Annotated in this window: 17 protein-coding genes and 2 tRNA genes; 10 read left to right on the plus strand and 9 right to left on the minus strand. The window is 68.4% G+C overall.

Features of this window, described 5'->3' with window-relative positions:
* Window position 1: 1 nt before the first annotated feature.
* The 4 genes from sppA to HYN04_RS02635 all read right to left on the minus strand — a co-directional run bounded on the left by sppA (window position 2) and on the right by HYN04_RS02635 (window position 3,733).
* Window positions 2–1,777 (minus strand): signal peptide peptidase SppA, encoded by a 1,776-nt coding sequence (gene sppA / locus HYN04_RS02620; RefSeq protein ID WP_110449320.1) that lies wholly within the window; start codon window positions 1,775–1,777, stop codon window positions 2–4.
* Window positions 1,778–1,871: 94 nt separating this feature from the next.
* A complete protein-coding gene (locus HYN04_RS02625) occupies window positions 1,872–2,720 on the minus strand; it encodes a DUF1963 domain-containing protein (protein ID WP_110449321.1) in 849 nt (282 codons plus the stop codon).
* Between the two features lie 74 nt (window positions 2,721–2,794).
* Entirely contained in the window at window positions 2,795–3,487 is a 693-nt protein-coding gene (locus HYN04_RS02630) for a hypothetical protein (RefSeq protein WP_162599516.1), read from the minus strand.
* 169 nt (window positions 3,488–3,656) lie between these two features.
* Window positions 3,657–3,733, minus strand: a tRNA-Pro gene (locus HYN04_RS02635).
* 123 nt (window positions 3,734–3,856) lie between these two features.
* Here HYN04_RS02635 and HYN04_RS02640 point away from each other — a divergent pair.
* Window positions 3,857–3,930: transfer RNA gene (locus HYN04_RS02640), tRNA-Gln, on the plus strand.
* Between the two features lie 78 nt (window positions 3,931–4,008).
* Here the strand turns inward: HYN04_RS02640 and HYN04_RS02645 are convergent.
* A complete protein-coding gene (locus tag HYN04_RS02645) occupies window positions 4,009–6,183 on the minus strand; it encodes a S9 family peptidase (protein ID WP_110449323.1) in 2,175 nt (724 codons plus the stop codon).
* A gap of 59 nt (window positions 6,184–6,242) precedes the next feature.
* Entirely contained in the window at window positions 6,243–6,692 is a 450-nt protein-coding gene (locus tag HYN04_RS02650) for a MaoC family dehydratase (RefSeq protein WP_110449324.1), read from the minus strand.
* 125 nt (window positions 6,693–6,817) lie between these two features.
* Between HYN04_RS02650 and HYN04_RS02655 the strand changes: the two genes are divergently transcribed.
* Window positions 6,818–8,377, plus strand: coding sequence for an aminoacyl--tRNA ligase-related protein (locus HYN04_RS02655; RefSeq protein ID WP_110449325.1), 1,560 nt, complete (start codon window positions 6,818–6,820; stop codon window positions 8,375–8,377).
* Window positions 8,378–8,662: 285 nt separating this feature from the next.
* On the opposite strand, the gene HYN04_RS02660 is transcribed toward HYN04_RS02655, so the two are convergent.
* The gene (locus tag HYN04_RS02660; protein WP_110449326.1) at window positions 8,663–10,201 is read right to left on the minus strand and encodes an acyl-CoA synthetase; all 1,539 of its coding nucleotides are present in this window, start codon (window positions 10,199–10,201) and stop codon (window positions 8,663–8,665) included.
* A 131-nt stretch (window positions 10,202–10,332) separates the two neighbouring features.
* Between HYN04_RS02660 and HYN04_RS02665 the strand changes: the two genes are divergently transcribed.
* From HYN04_RS02665 to mopJ, 3 genes are all read left to right on the plus strand, one after another.
* Window positions 10,333–11,211, plus strand: a complete 879-nt coding sequence (locus HYN04_RS02665) for a crotonase/enoyl-CoA hydratase family protein (RefSeq protein ID WP_110449327.1) — start codon at window positions 10,333–10,335, stop codon at window positions 11,209–11,211.
* 202 nt (window positions 11,212–11,413) lie between these two features.
* A complete protein-coding gene (locus HYN04_RS02670; RefSeq protein WP_110449328.1) occupies window positions 11,414–11,839 on the plus strand; it encodes a Ros/MucR family transcriptional regulator in 426 nt (141 codons plus the stop codon).
* Between the two features lie 172 nt (window positions 11,840–12,011).
* Window positions 12,012–12,503, plus strand: coding sequence for a motility/cell cycle regulatory protein MopJ (mopJ, locus tag HYN04_RS02675; RefSeq protein ID WP_110449329.1), 492 nt, complete (start codon window positions 12,012–12,014; stop codon window positions 12,501–12,503).
* Between the two features lie 19 nt (window positions 12,504–12,522).
* On the opposite strand, the gene HYN04_RS02680 is transcribed toward mopJ, so the two are convergent.
* A complete protein-coding gene (locus HYN04_RS02680) occupies window positions 12,523–12,960 on the minus strand; it encodes a SufE family protein (RefSeq protein ID WP_110449330.1) in 438 nt (145 codons plus the stop codon).
* A 549-nt stretch (window positions 12,961–13,509) separates the two neighbouring features.
* Between HYN04_RS02680 and HYN04_RS13740 the strand changes: the two genes are divergently transcribed.
* Together HYN04_RS13740 and HYN04_RS13745 are read left to right on the plus strand one after the other, a co-directional pair.
* Complete coding sequence (locus HYN04_RS13740) at window positions 13,510–14,010, plus strand: sensor histidine kinase (protein ID WP_277870402.1); 501 nt, start codon at window positions 13,510–13,512, stop codon at window positions 14,008–14,010.
* Window positions 14,007–14,300: an ATP-binding protein gene (locus HYN04_RS13745; RefSeq protein WP_277870403.1), complete on the plus strand. Its 294-nt coding sequence runs from the start codon at window positions 14,007–14,009 to the stop codon at window positions 14,298–14,300. The genes HYN04_RS13740 and HYN04_RS13745 overlap by 4 nt, the downstream gene beginning before the upstream one ends.
* Window positions 14,301–14,310: 10 nt before the next feature.
* Here the strand turns inward: HYN04_RS13745 and HYN04_RS02690 are convergent, their stop codons facing one another.
* On the minus strand, window positions 14,311–15,207 hold the full coding sequence (locus HYN04_RS02690) for a hypothetical protein (protein ID WP_162599517.1): 897 nt from the start codon (window positions 15,205–15,207) through the stop codon (window positions 14,311–14,313).
* 66 nt (window positions 15,208–15,273) lie between these two features.
* On the opposite strand from HYN04_RS02690, the gene HYN04_RS02695 reads away from it, so the two are divergent.
* From HYN04_RS02695 to HYN04_RS02705, 3 genes are all read left to right on the plus strand, one after another.
* Window positions 15,274–15,606, plus strand: coding sequence for a DUF1491 family protein (locus HYN04_RS02695; protein WP_110449332.1), 333 nt, complete (start codon window positions 15,274–15,276; stop codon window positions 15,604–15,606).
* Between the two features lie 104 nt (window positions 15,607–15,710).
* Window positions 15,711–16,100: a hypothetical protein gene (locus HYN04_RS02700; protein WP_110449333.1), complete on the plus strand. Its 390-nt coding sequence runs from the start codon at window positions 15,711–15,713 to the stop codon at window positions 16,098–16,100.
* Between the two features lie 66 nt (window positions 16,101–16,166).
* Window positions 16,167–17,768: a peptide chain release factor 3 gene (locus tag HYN04_RS02705; RefSeq protein ID WP_110449334.1), complete on the plus strand. Its 1,602-nt coding sequence runs from the start codon at window positions 16,167–16,169 to the stop codon at window positions 17,766–17,768.
* Window position 17,769 lies beyond the last annotated feature (1 nt).

Genomic DNA, 17,769 nt, shown 5'->3' on the forward strand with positions numbered 1-17,769 from the left:
CTCAGTTGATGGGCTGGGGCGTCCTCACGGCGGCGGCGCCCGCGGGCATGCGGCTCCAGGCCATCTCGTTCAGCAGAGCTTCAGCGCGGGGATCGCCCAGCACCCAGGCCGCGGCGGCCAGCATGCGGACGGAGGCGCCTGAAAGCCCAAAGAGGGCCTCGAACGCCTTGAGGGGCGTCACCTCCGTGGCCATCCACTTCAGCTCCAGCTCCTCATTGACGCCGGCGAGGGACCGCGCCCGGTCCACGGCGTCGTAGAAACCGCCGATCTGGTCGACCAGGCCGAGCTCCCGCGCCTGGGCGCCGGTCCAGACCCGACCGCGGGCGATGGCCTCGACCCGCTCGACGGGAAGACGGCGTCCCTCGGCCACCCGGCCGATGAAACGGGCGTAGATCTGGTCCATCCATCGGCCAAACGCCGCCCGCTGGGCGTCGGTCAGCCCCGAGCCAAGGGCGAAGGCGGAGGCGTAGTCCGAGCCCACCCCCACCTGGCGGAGGTCGACGCCGACCCGGGCGAGGGCCTCGCCCATGGCGATCTTGCCGCCGAAGACGCCGATGGAGCCGGTCAGGGTGGTCGGCTGGGCGACGATGGCCGAGGCGTTCGATGAGATCCAGTAGCCGCCCGAAGCGGCGTACGGGCCCATGGAAATGACCACCGGCTTACCCGCCGCCTTGGCGGACTCCACCGCGCGCCGGATCTGTTCCGATGCGGTGTCCGACCCGCCGGGCGAGCTGACCCTCAGCACGATGGCCTTGACGTCCTTGTCCTCCGTGGCGTCCTTCAGGGTCTGCTCAAGCACGTCGGAATAGATGGCGTCCTGCGCGGCGAAGGGATTGTTGGCGCCCCCGCCGCCGGTGACGATCCCGCCCTCTGCGGTCACGACCGCGATGGCCGCCCGCCCGGGCGGCGTCATCGCGCGGGCCGAGCGGGCATAGGCGCGCAGGTCCCGGAACTGGGCGTCCTTGCCGGCCCGGTCCGCCAGTTGCTTGCGGGCGGCGTCGAGATAATCCACCCGGTCAATCAGGTTCAGCTTCAGCGCCTCCTCGGCGCTCAGGGGGCCAGACTCGAGCGCCGCCTTCAGCGCCGCCGGAGTCTGCCGACGGTCCGCCGCCGCCCGGTTGAGGGCCGACCCGTAGATCGACTCCAGCATGGACTGCGTCGCCTCGCGGTGGGCCTCGGTGTAGTCCGAGTGCAGGTAGCCGTTGACGGCGTTCTTGAATTCCTTGCGCTGCTCGTAGTCCGCCTTGACGCCATACTTGTCGAAGAAGCGCTTCAGGAAGATGTCCTCCGACACCAGTCCGGTGGCCTGTAGGGAAGCGCCCGGCTGCATCCAGACCTGCCCGCCTGCAGCCGCCAGCATGTAGGTGGAGGGTGTGGCGCCCGCCGGATACACGCCCTGGCTGAAGACGATCACCGGCTTGCCGGTGCGCCGGAACCTTCGGAGGGAATCGGCGATCTCGTCCGCCATAGCAGGCTCGAGGCCCGTCTCGGGCAGACGGACCAGCAGCCCGCGGACATGGTCGTCGGTCTCGGCCCTCCGGAGGGTCGTGATGATCCGCATCACCGACAGGGTCGGCTGGCCGAAGCTTGCGAAGGGACTGGCGCTGTCCTGGTCCGTCAGGGATTCCCGGAGGTCAAGCTCCACCACGGTCCGCGCCGGGGTCGCGTCCGGCCGCGAGGCCCCGGCCGCGAGGACGATCAGCAGGAAGGGAATTCCGACCAGGAAGAGCAACAGGCCGGCGAAGACGCCGCACATGGTCAGGAGAAAGTGTTTCATTGCACGTCCGGGGAGGGATCAGGAAATCAGACCCTATCCCGGGACAGGCGGCGCGCCAATGGACCCCGCCGCGGTTCCGGACGGCCGTAAACCCTCAAAGGAACTGGGCGATCACGAAGACGCGCGTGAAGTCGCCGGCCCGGGCGTCGGCCTCGCGGACCCAGAAGTAGAGCCGTCCGCCCTGGATCCAATCGAAACCGGCGGCAGGGTCGCTGTCGACCTGGAGGAGCAGCCGCCAGTCGCGTGCAGCTTCAAGGTCTGCAGGGGTCGGTTCTTCCTCGCCGAGGTTTCGGATGTCCCCGTCCCGCGCCGTCGCGGCCGCGCACTGGATCTCCATCCCGTCCCACTGGAGGTTTCCCGGGTAGCCGCCGACCTGGTGGGCGGGTTCGGGCGACAGGAAGCCCAGGATGGCGGCGTCCAGGGTCCGCTCCTCGTCCCGGGTCAGGCTCTTCCAGTCGATGCCCACGCGCTCGTCGGCGAAGGAGGTCCTCGGCTGGAAGGTGAGCGGAAAGGGGGTGATCCGGCTGCGGGGCGCCAGGTCCTCGGGCAGGCCAAGAGGTGCAACCGCGCCGGTCTCCCAGCGGACGACGCAGGCCCCCGGCTGTTCCGGTTCGAAGTTCTGGGCGCGAAGACCCATGTCGAGGAAGACGTGAAGCCGCCCCTCGGCGGGCAGCCAGTCCGGGCCGCCCGCAGCACGAATCTCCACAAGGTCCATACGGGCCAGGTGGGCCATGGGGCGGCCGCCGAACCGGGGCCAGTCGCCGGCAATCTCCGGAGCCCCTCCGAACCGGGTCTGTCCCGCGCCGCCGGGAACCAGGTGAAGGCAGGGTCGGGCCTCAGCGTGGATCCTGTCCAGAATGGCCTGGACCCGTTCGGTGGGTGGAGGGGTCTCCCTTGGCTGGCGCGCGAAGAGGCCGCCGAAAAAGCTGAGTACGCCCGCCATGTTGAAGTCCTCCGGGATCTGGCTCCATCAACTCTGAGCTCCCACTTTGGTCGAAATACGACGGCGCGCCAGCTTCATCTCCCTCGCGAGGCCGGCTCACGGGTGTTCTCCAAAGCATCGCCTGTCCGCGCCGCAACCGCTGTGGGCGCGGCCTTCTGCCAGTCAGTTGTCCCGTACCAGATCCGCCGGATCGGGTCGTAGCGAGGCTTGCCCGCCCAACTTCCATGGAGTCGCCGGTGCACCTCCTTGGGAAGCACCTTCAGGAAGGCGTAGTGGTTCCTCCAGTCCTGGACAGAGCGCCCGATCCCGTTCAGCGGGATGGAATGGTGGATCTCCATCCCGGGGCCCGAGAGGCCCGCCCTCTGAATCTTCTTGGCAGAGGCGCCAGCTGTCACGGAGCCCTTCTTCAGGACGCCGATGCCCAGGCGGGCCGCCTTGACGCCCTTCGCGGCGGGACCCAAGGGGGTGAGGTCGGCGATGGCCATGGCCGTATTGAAGGCGGCGCCCCCAAGGTCGCCCTCCTGCAGGTCCGACGCCGCGTCCCAGGCGGGCCCCACAACCGGGATGAGGGACTCCAGGGCGTTTGGCTCACGGATCCTCGGTATTTCCTCCAGGATCCGAGGGGGCGCCTGGACGAGGTCCCGGGAAGGGCCGATGCCGAAGTCTTCAGCGTCTCGGAGCTGGCGGATTCGCGCCATTTCCAGGTCGTAGAGTTCGCCCTCCGGATCGGGAACATCCCGAGGCAGTCCCTTCGGCATTCTCGCCATCTGGCGTCTCCGTCTGAGTGGGTTCCGCCGTTTGGGCCTGGGGGCCTTGGCGGGGATGTTCCCGATCTCTCACGGAGTCCTCAGGGGGCAAAACAAAACAAGAACAAATCCGCCTGCACGAACGCTATCCCGCCGGGGCGCGCGGGAAAGGACCTGATGTGAAGGGAAATGGTCGGAGTGGCAGGATTTGAACCTGCGACCCCCGCGTCCCGAACGCGGTGCTCTACCAGACTGAGCCACACTCCGACTTGGGAGCCGGCTTATAGAGGACAGGTCGCCGGGCCGCAAGCGAGGCGGGGGCGTTGCATCCCGGCCGGCCTTGGGCTATTCGGACGCCCTCGCGCGCACCTCCTGCGTCGCCGTTCCTGCTGGGGAATGGTGTAATGGTAACACAGCGGTTTTTGGTACCGTCATTCTAGGTTCGAGTCCTAGTTCCCCAGCCACTTCCTTCCCCCAAGTGCTCGCCCTCCAGCCCCGGGCCTCGCCGTCAGGCGGGGCCGTGCGGAGACTGTCCGGCAGGATCATGGCCGGGGCGCGGCTCGGTCCACGGCCCAGAGGGCGAAGGCGTATTCCAGCGCCGTTTCCTTGAGGTCATCGAAGCGGCCGGAGGCGCCGGCGTGGCCGGCCTCCATGTTCATCTTGAGCAGGACGGGGCGGTCGCTCGTGGACGCCGGGCGCAGGCGCGCCACCCACTTGGCCGGCTCCCAGTAGGTCACCCTGGGGTCCGACAGGCCCCCTGTCGCCAGTATGGCCGGATAGGGCCGGGCCGCGATGTTGTCGTAGGGGCTGTAGGCGGCGATCTGGTCGTAGGCCGCCCGGTCGGTCAGGGGGTTCCCCCATTCCGGCCATTCGGGGGGCGTCAGGGGCAGGGAGGCGTCGCTCATGGTGTTCAGGGCGTCGACGAAGGGGACGGCGGCGACGATCCCGGCGAAGAGGTCCGGCCGCAGGTTGGCGACGGCGCCCATCAGGAGCCCGCCCGCCGACCCGCCATAGCCCACCGTACTGGCCGGCGCGCCGTAGCCCTGGCGGTGGAGGTGCTCGGCGCAGGCGATGAAGTCCGTGAAGGTGTTCATCTTGCGCTCACGGCGCCCGTCGAGGAACCAGCCCCACCCCTTTTCCGAGCCTCCGCGCACGCAGGCCCGAGCCCAGATCCAGCCCCGGTCCACCAGGCTGAGGGCGCGGATGGAGAAACTGGCCTCCTGGCTGATGCCGTAGCTGCCGTAGCCGTAAAGGAAGAGGGGCGCCGAGCCGTCGAGCTTCTGGCCCTTCCGCATCAGGACAAAGATGGGAACCTCGGTCCCGTCGGCGGCGCGGGCGTTCAGCCGGCGTGTCTCGTAGCGGGAGGGATCGTGGCCTGAGGGGATGTCCTGGGTCTTCACCACGGTCCGGGTGCGGGCCGCCATGTCGTAGTCCACCCAGCTGCGGGGGGTGGTCATGGAGTTGTAGACAAGGCGCAGGACGTCGGTGTCGTACTCGAGCCCCGGATCGAGATCGAGGGCGAAGGCCGGCTCGTCGAAGGCGACGGCGTGCTCCTCGCCCTGGGCGTTGCGGATGACGATCCGGTTGAGGGCGTCGGCCTTCTCAAGCCGCACCAGCCAGCGCTTGAAGGCCAGGACGCCCTCGATCAGAACCCCGGGCCGGTGGGGGACCATCTCGCGCCAGGCGGCGCGGCCGGGCGTCGCCTGCGGGGCGGTCACCAGCTTGAAGTCGACAGCCCCGTCCGCATTGGTGCGGATGACGAAGCGGTCGTTCCAGTGCTCGAGGTCGTAGAGCACCCCCTCCCGCCGCGGCTCAAGGGGAACCGGCGCGGCGGTGGGCTGGTCTGCCGGGATCAGCAGGACCTCACTGGTCTCCTGGTTGCCGCAGGAAATCAGGATGAAGCGATCGGAGGCGCTGCGGCGGACCCCGATGAAGAAGCCCTCGTCGCGCTCCGTGTAGACGAGGACATCGTCCGCGGCGGTCCCGCGCACCGGACGGCGATAGATCCGCGCCGGCCGGCCGTTGTCGTCGCGCCAGGTCCAGAACAGCCAGGCGCTGTCAGGGGAGAAGGTGAAGTCGCCGGTCGAACTCTCCACCGGGGAGGGAAGGATCTTGCCGGTCGCCAGGTCGCGGATACGGATGCGGTAGACCTCCGAGCCCTGCTCGTCGACCGCCCAGGCGTAGAGGCGATGGTCGGGCGAATGGCCCGCCGCCCCGACGCTGTAGAAGGCCTTGCCCTTCGCCTCGGCCTCCTCGTCCAGGAGGATCTCCTCCGCCCCGCCGGCCCGGGGGCGGCGGACATGCAGGGGGTGCTGGGCGCCGGCGGCGTAGCGGGTGGCGTAGGCAAAGGGACCGTCGGGCTCGGGCGCCGAGGCGTCGTCCTCGCGGATCCGGCCCTTCATCTCCTGGAACAGAGTCTCCTGGAGCGGCTCTGTCGGCGCCAGGACCGCCCGCATGTAGGCGTTCTCGGCCTCCAGGTGCTGGCGGATTTCCGCCTTGAGGACGGAAGGATCGCGCAGGACCTTCTGCCAGTCCGGATCCTTCATCCAGGCGTACTCATCCGTCCGGGTCCGGCCCAGCTGGGTGATCGTGACCGGGTCGCGGCGGGCGACAGGGGGCGCTGGGGAGGTCATCGGACGTTTGCTCCTTGGCGCCGCCGCCGTGGGGGTGGCGAAGGGCAGGGCGGCGGCCCCGGCAAGCCAGTCTCTGCGGTTCATGGCGCCTTTCCAGCGCGTGAGGGGTCCGGGGCGGCGCGGGGCCGCCCCGGGGACCGGCCTCAGCCGGCGTAGAGGATCGACATGGTCTCGGCCACGCAGGCGGGCTTGGACTCGCCCTCGATCTCGATCGTGCACTCGTTGCGGATCTGCACGCCGCCGGCCTTGGCCTCGACGCCGATCAGCTTCTGGCGCATGCGCACGCGCTTGCCGACGCGGACCATGTTGATGAAGCGGACCTTGTCGGAGCCGTAGTTGATGCCGCGGCTGACGCCCTTCACGGGCAGCATGCCGGCGCCGAGGAAGGGGATGAGCGACAGGGTCAGGTAGCCGTGGGCGATGGGGCCGCCCATCTCGCGGGTGGCGCGCTCGACGTCCACGTGGATCCACTGGTGGTCGCCGGTGGCCTCTGCGAACTGGTTGACCCGCTCCTGGCTGATTTCCACCCAGTCCGAGACGCCGACTTCCTGGCCGACGAGACCGGGCAGGTCCTTGATTTCCACGGGGTTCATGTCGCGCTCCCTCAAAATTGTTGCAATCGCGCCGCTAGCGATAGCATCCGCCGGCGACCGTGCAAGCGGGCTTTGCCCGGAGGGCGGGTCCGCCTTAAGGAAGGACGCCCTGCAGGAGCCTCCCGATGCAACGCGCGCTCAGCGTCAGCCGCATGACCGGCAATTCGTCCACCTTCCCCGACTGGTACCAGGCCATCGTCCGCGAAGCTGAGCTGGCCGAGGTCTCGCCGACCCGCGGAGCCATGATCATCAGGCCGTGGGGCTATGGCGTCTGGGAGCGGATCCAGCAGACCCTGGACCGGCGGATCAAGGAAACCGGCCACGAGAACTGCTACTTCCCCCTCTTCATCCCTCTCTCCTTCTTCGCCAAGGAGGCCGAGCACGTCGAGGGCTTCGCCAAGGAGATGGCGGTGGTTACCCACCACCGTCTCAAGCAGGTGGACGGCAAGCTGGCGCCCGACCCCGACGCCCGCCTGGAAGAGCCCCTGATCGTCCGGCCGACCTCCGAGACCATCATCGGCGACGCCTTCTCGCGCTGGATCAAGAGCCACCGGGACCTGCCCGTCCTTATCAACCAGTGGGCCAATGTCGTGCGCTGGGAGATGCGCACGCGCCTGTTCCTGCGCACCTCGGAATTCCTCTGGCAGGAGGGCCACACCGCCCACGCCACCGCCGAAGAGGGCAGGGAAGAGACCCTGAAGATGCTGGAGGTCTACCGCGAGTTTTCGGAGACCGTCCTGGCCATGCCCGTGGTCGCCGGCGAGAAGCCCGAGAACGAGCGTTTCCCCGGCGCCGACAAGACCTATTCCATCGAGGCCATGATGCAGGACGGCAAGGCCCTGCAGGCCGGGACCTCGCACGACCTGGGCACCCACTTCGCCGAGGCCCAGAACATCCGCTTCCAGAATTCGGCGGGCGAGCTGGTTCACTGCCACACGACCAGCTGGGGGGTTTCCACCCGGCTGATCGGCGGGGTGATCATGACCCACGGCGACGACGACGGCCTGCGCCTGCCCCCGGCCATCGCCCCCCGCCAGGTGGTGATCGTGCCCATGCTGAGGGACAAGCCCGAGGACGCCGAGGTCCTGGCGGCGGGCGAGGCCCTGGTGAAGGTCATGGGGCAGGTGATCGCCCTGGGCGAGCCCGTCCGAGCCCTCCTCGACGTCAAGGCGCAAAAATCTGCCGAGAAGCGCTGGAACTGGGTGCGCCGCGGCGCGCCGGTGATCATCGAGCTGGGCCCCCGCGACGTGGCCGGCGGGACCATCAGCTTCATGCGCCGGGACCGGCTGCGCGACGGCGACAAGGTGACCAGCCAGTCCATGAGCCGCGCGGACTTTCTCGCTGGGCTCCCGGCCCTGCTCGCCGAGATCCAGCAGGGGCTCTACGACGAGGCCAAGGCCAGGCTGGACGCCAACATCCGCACGGACATCGCCAGCTTCGACGAGATGGCCGCCTACTTCGGGGCCGCCGCCGCTGATGACGAGGACGCGACCGCCTTCCGCGGCTGGGTCCGCGCGCCCTGGGCCCGGCCGACCGGCGAGGAGCTTGAGGCCATAGAGCAGAAGCTGAAGGCCCTGCGCCTGACCCTGCGCAACGCCCCAATGGACCAGCCTGCGACCTTCGGGCCCTGCCTGTTCACGGGGCGGCCAGGGGTCGAGGAGATCCTGATCGGGCGGGCTTACTAGGGGCGAGTCGGCGGCTCAGCTGACCCCCTCCGCCGCGCTGCGCGGTCCACCTCCCCCTTGGGGGGAGGAATTAGAAAGCCATTGCTCCCCCAAGGGGGAGCTCCCGGCGAAGCCGGGTGAGGGGGTCAACGGCAGCTCAGCTGACCCCCTCCGGCCCGCATTCGCGGTCCACCTCCCCCTGGGGGGAGGAATTACGGAGCCCATGGCTCCCCCAAGGGGGAGCTCCCGGCGAAGCCGGGTGAGGGGGTCGACGGCCTCCCGGCTGACCCCCTCCGCCGAATGGCGTCAGACGATCTTCGAGCCTTCCTTGCCCCAGTAGGCGTCGCGGATCAGGCGCTTGTATAGCTTGCCCGTCGGGTGGCGGGGGAGCTCCTCCATGAAGTCGATGATCCGCGGGCACTTCACGTGGCTGATGTTGGCCCGGCAGAACTCGGCGATCTCGGCGCGGAAGGCGTCGTTGGCGTCGGCCCAGTCGGCGGGCTGGATCATCGCGGCGACCTGTTCGCCCATCTCCTCGTGCGGGGCGCCGACGACGGCCGCGTCGGTGATCTTCGGATGCGTGATCAGCAGGTTCTCGAGTTCCTGCGGATAGATGTTCACCCCACCGGAGATGATCATGAAGCTCTTGCGGTCGGTGAGGTAGAGGAAGCCCTCCTCGTCCACCCAGCCCACGTCGCCAAGTGTGGTCCAGCCGTGCTTGTTGGTGTTCTCGGCCACCTTGTCCGGAGCATTGTGATAGGCGAGCGGCGCCCCGCCGGCGAAATAGACCGTGCCTTCGGTGCGGGGCGGGACCTCCTCGCCATCCTCGCCGACGATCTTGACCTCGCCCATGACCGAGCGGCCGACCGTGCCCTTGTGGGCCAGCCAGTCCTCGGGCCCGACATAGCAGAAGCCGTTGCCCTCGGAGCCGGCGTAGTACTCGTGGACCACCTTGCCCCACCACTCGATCATCTGCTCCTTGACCGGGACGGGGCAGGGGGCGGCGGCGTGGACCGCCGAGCGGATGGACGAGACGTCGTACTTTGCGCGGACCTCGGCCGGCAGCTTGAGCATGCGTACGAAGTGGGTCGGCACCCACTGGCCGACGTCGATCCGGTAGCGCTCGATCAGGGCGAGGGCGGTCTCGGGGTCAAACTTCTCCATGACGACCACCGTTCCGCCCATGCGCTGGACGGACATGCACCAGCGCAGGGGGGCGGCGTGATAGAGCGGCGCCGGCGAGATGTAGATGCTGTCCGGCTTAAAGCCGAACAGGCCCTGGGCCATCATGGCCAGGGTGTTGGGCTCGTCGATGGGGGCGCCGGTCAGGGGGGGCTTGATGCCCTTGGGCCGGCCGGTGGTGCCCGATGAGTAGAGCATGTCGGCGCCGGCGGTCTGGTCGGCGATGGGCTCGGCGGGCATGGCGGCGCGCGCAGCCTCGAAGCTCTCGTAGGGCGCCCGCGGCTCGCCCACCATATAGAGCTTCACCCCCGGGATGAGGGCCGGGAGCTCGTCGATCACGGAGCCGACGCCGGCCGAGGTGATCAGCACCTTCGCCTCGCAGTCGCCCATGATGTACTCGATCTCGCCCGCGGACAGCTTGGACGAGATGCAGGTGAAGTAGAGGCCCGAGCGCTGGGCGGCCCAGGCGATCTCGAAGTACCGGGGATGGTTGTCGAGCATCAGGGCGATGACGTCGCCCGTCTTCAGGCCGAGGGACCGGAAGAGCTGGGCGCCCTGGTTCGAGCGGTCGTCCAGCTCGCGATAGGTGACGGTCTCCCCCGTGGCGCCCATGATGTAGGCGGCGCGATCCGGCTGGGTCCGGGCGTGGGTGGCGGGGTGCATGGTCATCCTCCTCGGTCGTCGCCCGGTCGCGGGCCGCCGGTCATCCGGCTTGCGGGACGCATATGCAGGTCTTGACGGAACGTCCGTCAAGGCCGACCGATGCGCCGGAAACGCCACGGAGACAAACGACCATGTCAAACTTCGAGACGATCCGCCTGGAAGTCGAGGACGGCATCGCCACCCTGACCCTGAACCGGCCGGACAAGCTGAACGCGTTCAATACGCAGATGATGCAGGAGATGATCGCGGCCTTCGACCAGACCGACGCCGACGACAGCGTCCGCGTAGTGATCGTGACGGGAGCGGGTCGGGCCTTCTGCGCGGGCGCCGACCTCTCCGCCGGCGGGGCGACTTTCGACTATTCGGCCCGGGGCGGCGAGGACAAGGCGGCCCGGACCATCGAAGGCGTCCAGCGGGATGGCGGCGGCCTCCTGACCCTTCGCATCTACGACAGCCTCAAGCCCGTGATCGCGGCGGTCAACGGCGCCGCAGTCGGGGTGGGCGTGACCATGCAGCTGGCCATGGACATCCGCATGGCCTCGACGGACGCGCGCTATGGCTTTGTCTTCTCCCGCCGCGGGATCAATCCCGAGGCCTGCTCGTCCTGGTTCCTGCCGCGCCTGGTCGGCGTCCAGACGGCCCTGGAATGGTGCTATTCGGGCCGCGTCTTCCCGGCCCAGGAGGCCCATGACCGGGGCCTCGTCCGGTCCCTCCACGCCCCCGAGGACCTCCTGCCCGCGGCCCGCGCCCTGGCCCGCGAGATCGCGGACAATACCGCTCCGGTCTCCATCGCCCTGACCCGCCAGCTCATCTGGCGGATGGCGGGAGCGAGCCACCCCATGGAAGCCCACATTGCTGACAGCCGGGGGATTCAGGCCCGGGGCGCCATGCCTGACGCCAAGGAAGGCGTCATGTCCTTCCTTGAAAAGCGCCTGCCGCAGTACCCGGACAAGGTCTCAACGGACCTCCCGGACATCTGGGATCAGTGGAGCGCACCCAAGTTTCGCTGAGTCCGATTCCCCCCGGTTGTTCAGCCGGGGGGAAACTCCAGTTGAGCCCTTGCGATGAATTCAGTCACAGAATGAACATGAAGGCCCTATTCCCGACAATATCGGTCGTTAAGCCTTGATTTGCTAGAGTCGCGCCGTTATGTGCGGGACATCCGCGCTCCGGCGCGTCTTTTTTCTCAATTTTGAAAGACAGGACCCTGTAATGGACGAAAAGACTGAAGTCATCGAGATGACGGCGGACATTGTCTCTGCCTATGTCGGCAACAACACCATCTCCGCCGCTGAGCTTCCGTCCCTGATTCAAAGCGTGCACCGGGCCCTCGCGGGCGTCACCGGGGGCGCTGAACCTGTCGAAGCCGCCCCGCGTGACCCGGCGGTTCCCGTTCGCCGCTCGATTACGCCCGACTTCATCATCTGCCTTGAGGATGGCCGCAAGTTCAAGTCGCTCAAGCGGCACCTGCGCACCAAGTACAGCATGAGCCCTGAGGAATATCGGGCCAAGTGGGGCCTCCCCAAGGACTACCCGATGGTCGCGCCCAACTACGCCAAGGCCCGCTCGGACCTGGCCAAGCAGATGGGCCTCGGCCAGGGTGGTCGCCAGGCCCCCCGCCGGCGCGGTAAGGCCTGATCCAGACCTCCGCTTCCGGCGGACGAAAGCCCGACCGCTCCGGCGGCCGGGCTTTTTCGTGACCCCTTCGAACTGAACACGCCCCGTTAACCAAATTTCGCTTGCCCGCGATTCGCGCATCAGGCCATAAACGATTCGTTATGAATCCAAGGGGTTGTTGGGGACTCTGAAGATGGTGTCGGAACTGGGCGTGTCCACTCAGGTGGAGGGCGCGCAAGAAGCGCTTTACGCCTACTGGGCGGGTCTGCGGAGGGGAGGGCGGCTGCCTTCCCGAGCCGACATCCGTCCGTGCGAGATCAAGTCCTTACTGCCCATGCTGAGCCTGACCGAGGTCAGCGGCGACAGCCGCTTCCGGATCCGTCTGGCCGGGACTGGCCTTTTTGGGGTCTATGGCGCCGAGATCACGGGGCGTACGCTTCCCGAGGTCTATGCAGGCGCCGCCGCCGAGTACTGGCGCCGGGAACTTGGCGCAATTGTCACCGACCGCCAGCCGGCCATCGGGGTCCATTCCCTGGGGTGGCGGGGCGCGCCCCACCTGTCCGTCCTCTGGATGCGCCTTCCGCTCGCCGCGAACGGCGAGGATGTCGACATGATCCTCGGCTACGACGTGGTCCTGGGCGGTGAACGCGCCGGCGGTTTCCTCTCGGGAATCCGGGCGGCCTGATCCGCAGGCCTCTCCGGCCTCAGGCGGCGGGGAGCCGGGCGCGGGCGTCCTTGCGAATCCGTTCCGCCATGGCGGCGAGGCCATTTGTCCTCTGGGAGGACAGGTTGCCAGACAAACCCAGCCGATCCAGCGCCGCTGCGGCGTCGAAGCCGGCGATCTCGGCCGGCTGAAGTCCCGAGACCAGGTACAGCAGCAGGGCGATCAGGCCCCGGACGATGTGGGCGTCGGAGTCGCCCCGGAAGACCAGGCCGCCGTCTTCCGCGGCCTCGGTCACCAGCCAGACCTGGCTGGCGCAGCCCCGGACCCGGTTCGCCTCCGTCCGCTCCGCATCGCTGAGGGGCGCGAGGCTACGCCCAAGATCGATCACGTGGCGATAGCGCTCTTCCCAGTCGCCCAGCAGGTCGAAGGTCTCGACAAGATCCTGAAGGCGGGCCTGGAGGGCGGCGGAGTCGGTCAAGGGCCTGGGTCCGGTGAGGGGGTTCAGGACACGTCCGAGCCGAGCCCCATTGCGGCTTGCTCTAGAGTGCGCCCAGCCAAAGGAAAACCCGGTTTCGCCATTCCGCGCCGGTCGAACGCGGTGCGACCGGTGGGCCCGGGGTTATCCACCGGGAATTCACAGGCTGGACTCCCAGGCGGACAGGGCGGGGGCTAGCCTGCCGTCATGGCAGCGAGTCGGCGTCAGGCGGCGGAACGACCGTCAGGACCACCGGAGACATCCTCCGCGACGGCCCTTCTTGGCCTCCTGCCCGGCCAGGTCCTTCAACTGGGGTCTACAGGTCGCATACTGGCGATCTGGGGGGCGGGCCTGGAAGGCGGTCCGGGGCCCCGGGTCGGAAACCGCTTCGCCGATCTCCTCCCTTTTGCGAGGCCTGGCGCGGTGGAGCAGGCCCTCGAACAGGCCCGAAGCGGCGGGGTCGCCCGCCTCAGGGCCTCGACGGAATCCGGGGGGTCGGACTGGCTTGCCATTGAACTGTTGCGGGGCCCGGACGGAGGTTTCGCCTGCCGGATGACGGACCTTCGCCTCCTGGCGCCCTGCGAGGCGGACCTCGAGGCTTCCCTGCAGGCATCCGAGGCGCGCAGCGCCGGAAAGTCGCGTTTCCTCGCTAGCCTGTCCCACGAGCTTCGCACGCCCCTGAACGCCATCATGGGCTTTGCAGACGCCATGCGTGAAGAAGTCCTGGGTCCGATGCCCCCGCGCTACAGGGGCTATGCTGAGCTGATCCACGAGTCCGGTGAGCTCCTTCTGGAACTCATCAGTGACGTGCTGGACATGTCCCGTGTCGAAGCCGAGAGGTTCGAGCTCCATACCGAGGTCTTCGATGCCCGGGAGGCCGCTACGGCCGTGATCCGGCTCATGCGTGGGCAGGTGGAGCGCGCGGGCCTGACCTTCGCCGCGCCGGACATGCGGGAGCGCATCGAGGTCCGGGCGGACCGCCGCGCCCTCAAGCAGATGGCGCTGAACCTTCTGTCCAACGCCGTTAAGGCCACCCCCCGGGAGGCCGGGTGACCCTGACCCTGAGGGGCGAGGGGGGCGACCTCGTCCTCGGCGTCACCGATACAGGCCGGGGCATCCTGCCCGGAGACCTCGCACGGCTGGGGCGGCCCTTCGAGCAGGCCGGCGCACCCGAACAGAAGGCTGCGGGGTCGGGCCTGGGACTCAGCCTCGTCAAGGCCCTGGCGGGGCTGCATGGCGGCGAACTCACCCTGAGGAGCCGGCCCTGGGAGGGAACCGAGGCGGAGGTCCGGCTGCCAGTGGTGGTCGAGGACCAGACCCAGCCGGAGCTGGACCTGTCCTGAGCGGCGGGGTTCAGCCCGGCCTGGCGGCGAGGAAGGCCCGTGCCGCGGCGAAGTCGCCCACCTCGACATACAGTCGCTGCGGCGGTCCCGAGGGGAAGACGAACTCCACCTGCACGGCTTCCCTTGGGTCCAGGTCGGCCAGGGCCGCCGCAGCCTGGGCGGGAAAGCGGAGGGCCCAGCCCGACCGGACGCCTGGCGGCAGAAGGTCTGCACCCGCAGGAGAGCGCGCCTCGGCTGTGTAGGTTTCGAAGGGACCCGCCCGCGGCAACCGGCGGGACAGGGGCAAGGTCCGAAGGCTTTCCCCCCGAGAGTCGATGTAGGCGCCGGAGGTCAGGCGGCGGTCCCGCATGATGATCCGGGCCGAGGCGGGCGAAGCGCCCCCGGGAAAACTCACCACCGCCATCAGGCTGTCCGCTCCGGTCCGCCCGGCGATGCCGAAGCGCATCTGGGCCGGGCCCTGGCGGACGTCCTGGGTCAGCCGCCAGAGCAGCTTCTGGGAACTCACCGAGCGATCGGCCTTCCAGCCGGAAATGTCTCCCGGGAAATCCTGCCGAACCAGGCGTGCATATCCCTCGAAGCCGCTGCGCACCCTTTGGGCTGCGACCGCGATGTCGCGGGAGTTACAGCCTGCAGCCCGCGCCCGGGACCGGGCCCGTTCACCCGTTGCCTGAACGTCCCGGTTGGAGACCCCCGACCGAAGGGCCGCGCCCCTGGCTTGCTCCCGGGTGGAGACCAGCGCTGATTGCACCTGGGGCGTGAAGAGGCCGCACAGGCTACCCGCCTCGGCCATCAGGCTGCGCTCATAGTAGAGGTCCACTGCGCTCGCCGCCGTCGCCATCGACGGGGCCAGCAGCCCGACAAGGACCGCCAGGATCGCGGGATTGAAGAGCGCTCGGGGATGGGGCATGGAAACCTTCCTTCCGGGGCCGGGCGGCATCGCCGCCGGATTCATCCTAGACCAGCGGCGGGACGCTTGAAATTCTCCACGGACATCTGGGTGGCCGCGCTCATCCGGCGGGCTGAACTGGGAGGAGGCTACGCCGTCGTTGTCCGCAAGGGCGACGCGCGGGCGGGTTCTGTTCTCGTGAAGGTCATCAATCGAACGGACAACAGTGTCCGGCTTTACGCCGAAGCGACCCGCGCAGACGGCGAGACAATCTGGATGCGTCCCTCAAGGGCCGAGACGGAGGCCGAACTCGACGCCTATGTGGAGCGTGCGCGCCGCATCGATCCTGATCTCTGGGTGGTGGAGGTCGAGGACCGGCAAGGTCGAAGTTTCCTGACCGAAGACGTCGAGGACGACTGAGGCGGACACTGGATTTCGCCGGGCTTTGGACCTAATTGACGCAAGGGCGGAACACGCTCGCCCTTCCCAGAATGGCTTAGCAGGACCTGCAGGGAGTCTCTGTCATGCTTTTCCTGATGAATGACTGGGTCATGCAGTTCGACCAGAAGGCCATGGTCCAGGACCTGATCGGCTTCAACGTGCGTGACATCACCTTTCCCCAGGTCCTGATCCTGGGGCAGGAACTCTACGCGGAAGAACCGCACCTCCACCTGCGCCAGCCGGAGCAGGCCCGCAAGCTGGCGGCATTCATCATGGCCAAGCAGCCTGACGTTAACGGCGTGCTCTTCATCCCGCCCCACCAGGGCTGCAACCCCAAGGATGTCACTGTCCGGTACTGCAATGTCGCCTTCGACATGCTGGCCCAACTCCTGAACGTGCAGGAAACCCACAAGAGTGGGGCCTGGGCGAACAGGGAAGTCTGGAACAAGCTGGGTCGTCCCGCCCGGGCCTGAGGCTTTTCGGCCGCGAGTCTGGCCCGGTGAATTGCGCCCGGGGCGCCCGCGGGCTACCTCCGGCGGATGAGCCAGTCCCCCGCCGCCGAGGCCGCCCGCCGCCGCACCTTCGCGATCATCTCCCACCCCGATGCGGGCAAGACGACCCTTACGGAGACCCTGCTCCTTTCCGGGGGCGCCATCCGCGCGGCCGGGCAGGTGCGCGCGCGCGGCGAGAACCGCCGGACCCGCTCTGACTGGATGAAGATCGAGCGCGAACGGGGCATCTCCGTCTCGGCCAGCGTCATGACCTTCGACCACGACGGCATGATGTTCAATCTGCTGGACACGCCCGGTCACGAGGACTTCTCGGAGGACACCTACCGGACCCTCACCGCCGCCGACGCCGCGGTCATGGTGCTGGACGCCGCCAAGGGCATAGAGCCCCAGACCCTGAAGCTGTTCGAGGTCTGCCGTCTCCGCGACATTCCCATCGTGACCTTCATCAACAAGATGGACCGGGAGGCGCAGGATCCTCTCGAGCTCCTGGACGAGATCGCGTCCAAGCTCGCCCTCGATCCCGCCCCCCTCTTCTGGCCAGCAGGCTCAGGCGGTCGCTTCAAGGGCATGCTGGACCTGAGGTCGCGACAGTTCCTGCCCTTCGAGAGGTCGGCGACCGAGCGGGAGCAGTCGGGCCACCCGCCCGCCGTGCCTGCCGACGGCGCCGCCATCGACGCCTACCTGTCTCCCGGGGAGAGGGACGAGCTGCTGGAGAGCACCGAGCTGGTCCTCGGCGCCTCGCCCGCCTTTGACCCCCAGTCCTTCCTCGAGGGCCACATGACGCCGGTCTTCTTCGGCTCGGCCCTTCGCAGGTTCGGGGTTGAGCAGCTGCTGGACGGCCTCGGGGCCTACGCGCCGCCGCCCCGTCCGGTCGCCGCCGTGCGGTCGGGGACCGAGACGCACGTGGCGCCCGGCGATGCGGAGGTCAGCGGCTTCGTCTTCAAGGTCCAGGCCAACATGGATCCCAACCACAGGGACCGGATCGCCTTCCTTCGCCTGTGCTCCGGGCGTTTCCAGCGCGGCATGAAGCTCAAGGTCCAGAACACCGGCAGGCAGCTTTCGGTGAACGCCCCGATCATGTTCTTCGCCTCCGACCGGGAGCTGGCCGAGGAAGGTTTCGCCGGCGACGTCATCGGCATCCCCAACCATGGCGTGCTGCGGGTGGGAGACAGCCTCTCGGAGAGCGGCGCCCTGCGCTTCGCCGGCCTGCCGAACTTCGCGCCCGAGATCCTGCAGCGTGTGCGGGTAAAGGACCCGCTGAAGGCCAAGCACCTGCGCCGGGCCCTCGAGGGCCTGGCGGAAGAGGGGGTGACCCAGCTGTTCCGGCCCCAGATCGGGTCTGACTTCATTGTCGGCGCCGTGGGCCAACTCCAGTTCGAGGTCATGGCCGACAGGCTGGCCAGCGAGTACCAGCTGGAAGTGGTCTTCGAGACCAGCCCCTATGCCGAGGCCCGTTGGGTCTCCGGGACCGACGCCGACCTGGAGGCCTTCTCCGCCGCCTATCGCACCGCGATGGCCGAGGACATCGACTCCCAGCCGGTCTTCCTCTCCAAGTCGGGATGGGAAACGGGATATGTGGCCGAGCGCTATCCGGCCCTCAGCTTCGCCCGGACCCGAGAGCGCGGCTGAG

Source organism: Phenylobacterium parvum (assembly GCF_003150835.1).
In the GTDB taxonomy this organism is placed as follows: Bacteria; Pseudomonadota; Alphaproteobacteria; order Caulobacterales; family Caulobacteraceae; genus Phenylobacterium; species Phenylobacterium parvum.

Bases quoted from the DNA above. Each gene is read 5' to 3' on its own strand.
- sppA (WP_110449320.1), bottom strand. From the start codon at position 1,777: ATGAAACACTTTCTCCTGACCATGTGCGGCGTCTTCGCCGGCCTGTTG.
- HYN04_RS02625 (WP_110449321.1), bottom strand. From the start codon at position 2,720: ATGGCGGGCGTACTCAGCTTTTTCGGCGGCCTCTTCGCGCGCCAGCCA.
- HYN04_RS02630 (WP_162599516.1), bottom strand. From the start codon at position 3,487: ATGGCGAGAATGCCGAAGGGACTGCCTCGGGATGTTCCCGATCCGGAG.
- HYN04_RS02645 (WP_110449323.1), bottom strand. From the start codon at position 6,183: ATGAACCGCAGAGACTGGCTTGCCGGGGCCGCCGCCCTGCCCTTCGCC.
- HYN04_RS02650 (WP_110449324.1), bottom strand. From the start codon at position 6,692: ATGAACCCCGTGGAAATCAAGGACCTGCCCGGTCTCGTCGGCCAGGAA.
- HYN04_RS02655 (WP_110449325.1), top strand. From the start codon at position 6,818: ATGCAACGCGCGCTCAGCGTCAGCCGCATGACCGGCAATTCGTCCACC.
- HYN04_RS02660 (WP_110449326.1), bottom strand. From the start codon at position 10,201: ATGCACCCCGCCACCCACGCCCGGACCCAGCCGGATCGCGCCGCCTAC.
- HYN04_RS02665 (WP_110449327.1), top strand. From the start codon at position 10,333: ATGTCAAACTTCGAGACGATCCGCCTGGAAGTCGAGGACGGCATCGCC.
- HYN04_RS02670 (WP_110449328.1), top strand. From the start codon at position 11,414: ATGGACGAAAAGACTGAAGTCATCGAGATGACGGCGGACATTGTCTCT.
- mopJ (WP_110449329.1), top strand. From the start codon at position 12,012: ATGGTGTCGGAACTGGGCGTGTCCACTCAGGTGGAGGGCGCGCAAGAA.
- HYN04_RS13740 (WP_277870402.1), top strand. From the start codon at position 13,510: ATGACGGACCTTCGCCTCCTGGCGCCCTGCGAGGCGGACCTCGAGGCT.
- HYN04_RS02690 (WP_162599517.1), bottom strand. From the start codon at position 15,207: ATGCCCCATCCCCGAGCGCTCTTCAATCCCGCGATCCTGGCGGTCCTT.
- HYN04_RS02700 (WP_110449333.1), top strand. From the start codon at position 15,711: ATGCTTTTCCTGATGAATGACTGGGTCATGCAGTTCGACCAGAAGGCC.
- HYN04_RS02705 (WP_110449334.1), top strand. From the start codon at position 16,167: ATGAGCCAGTCCCCCGCCGCCGAGGCCGCCCGCCGCCGCACCTTCGCG.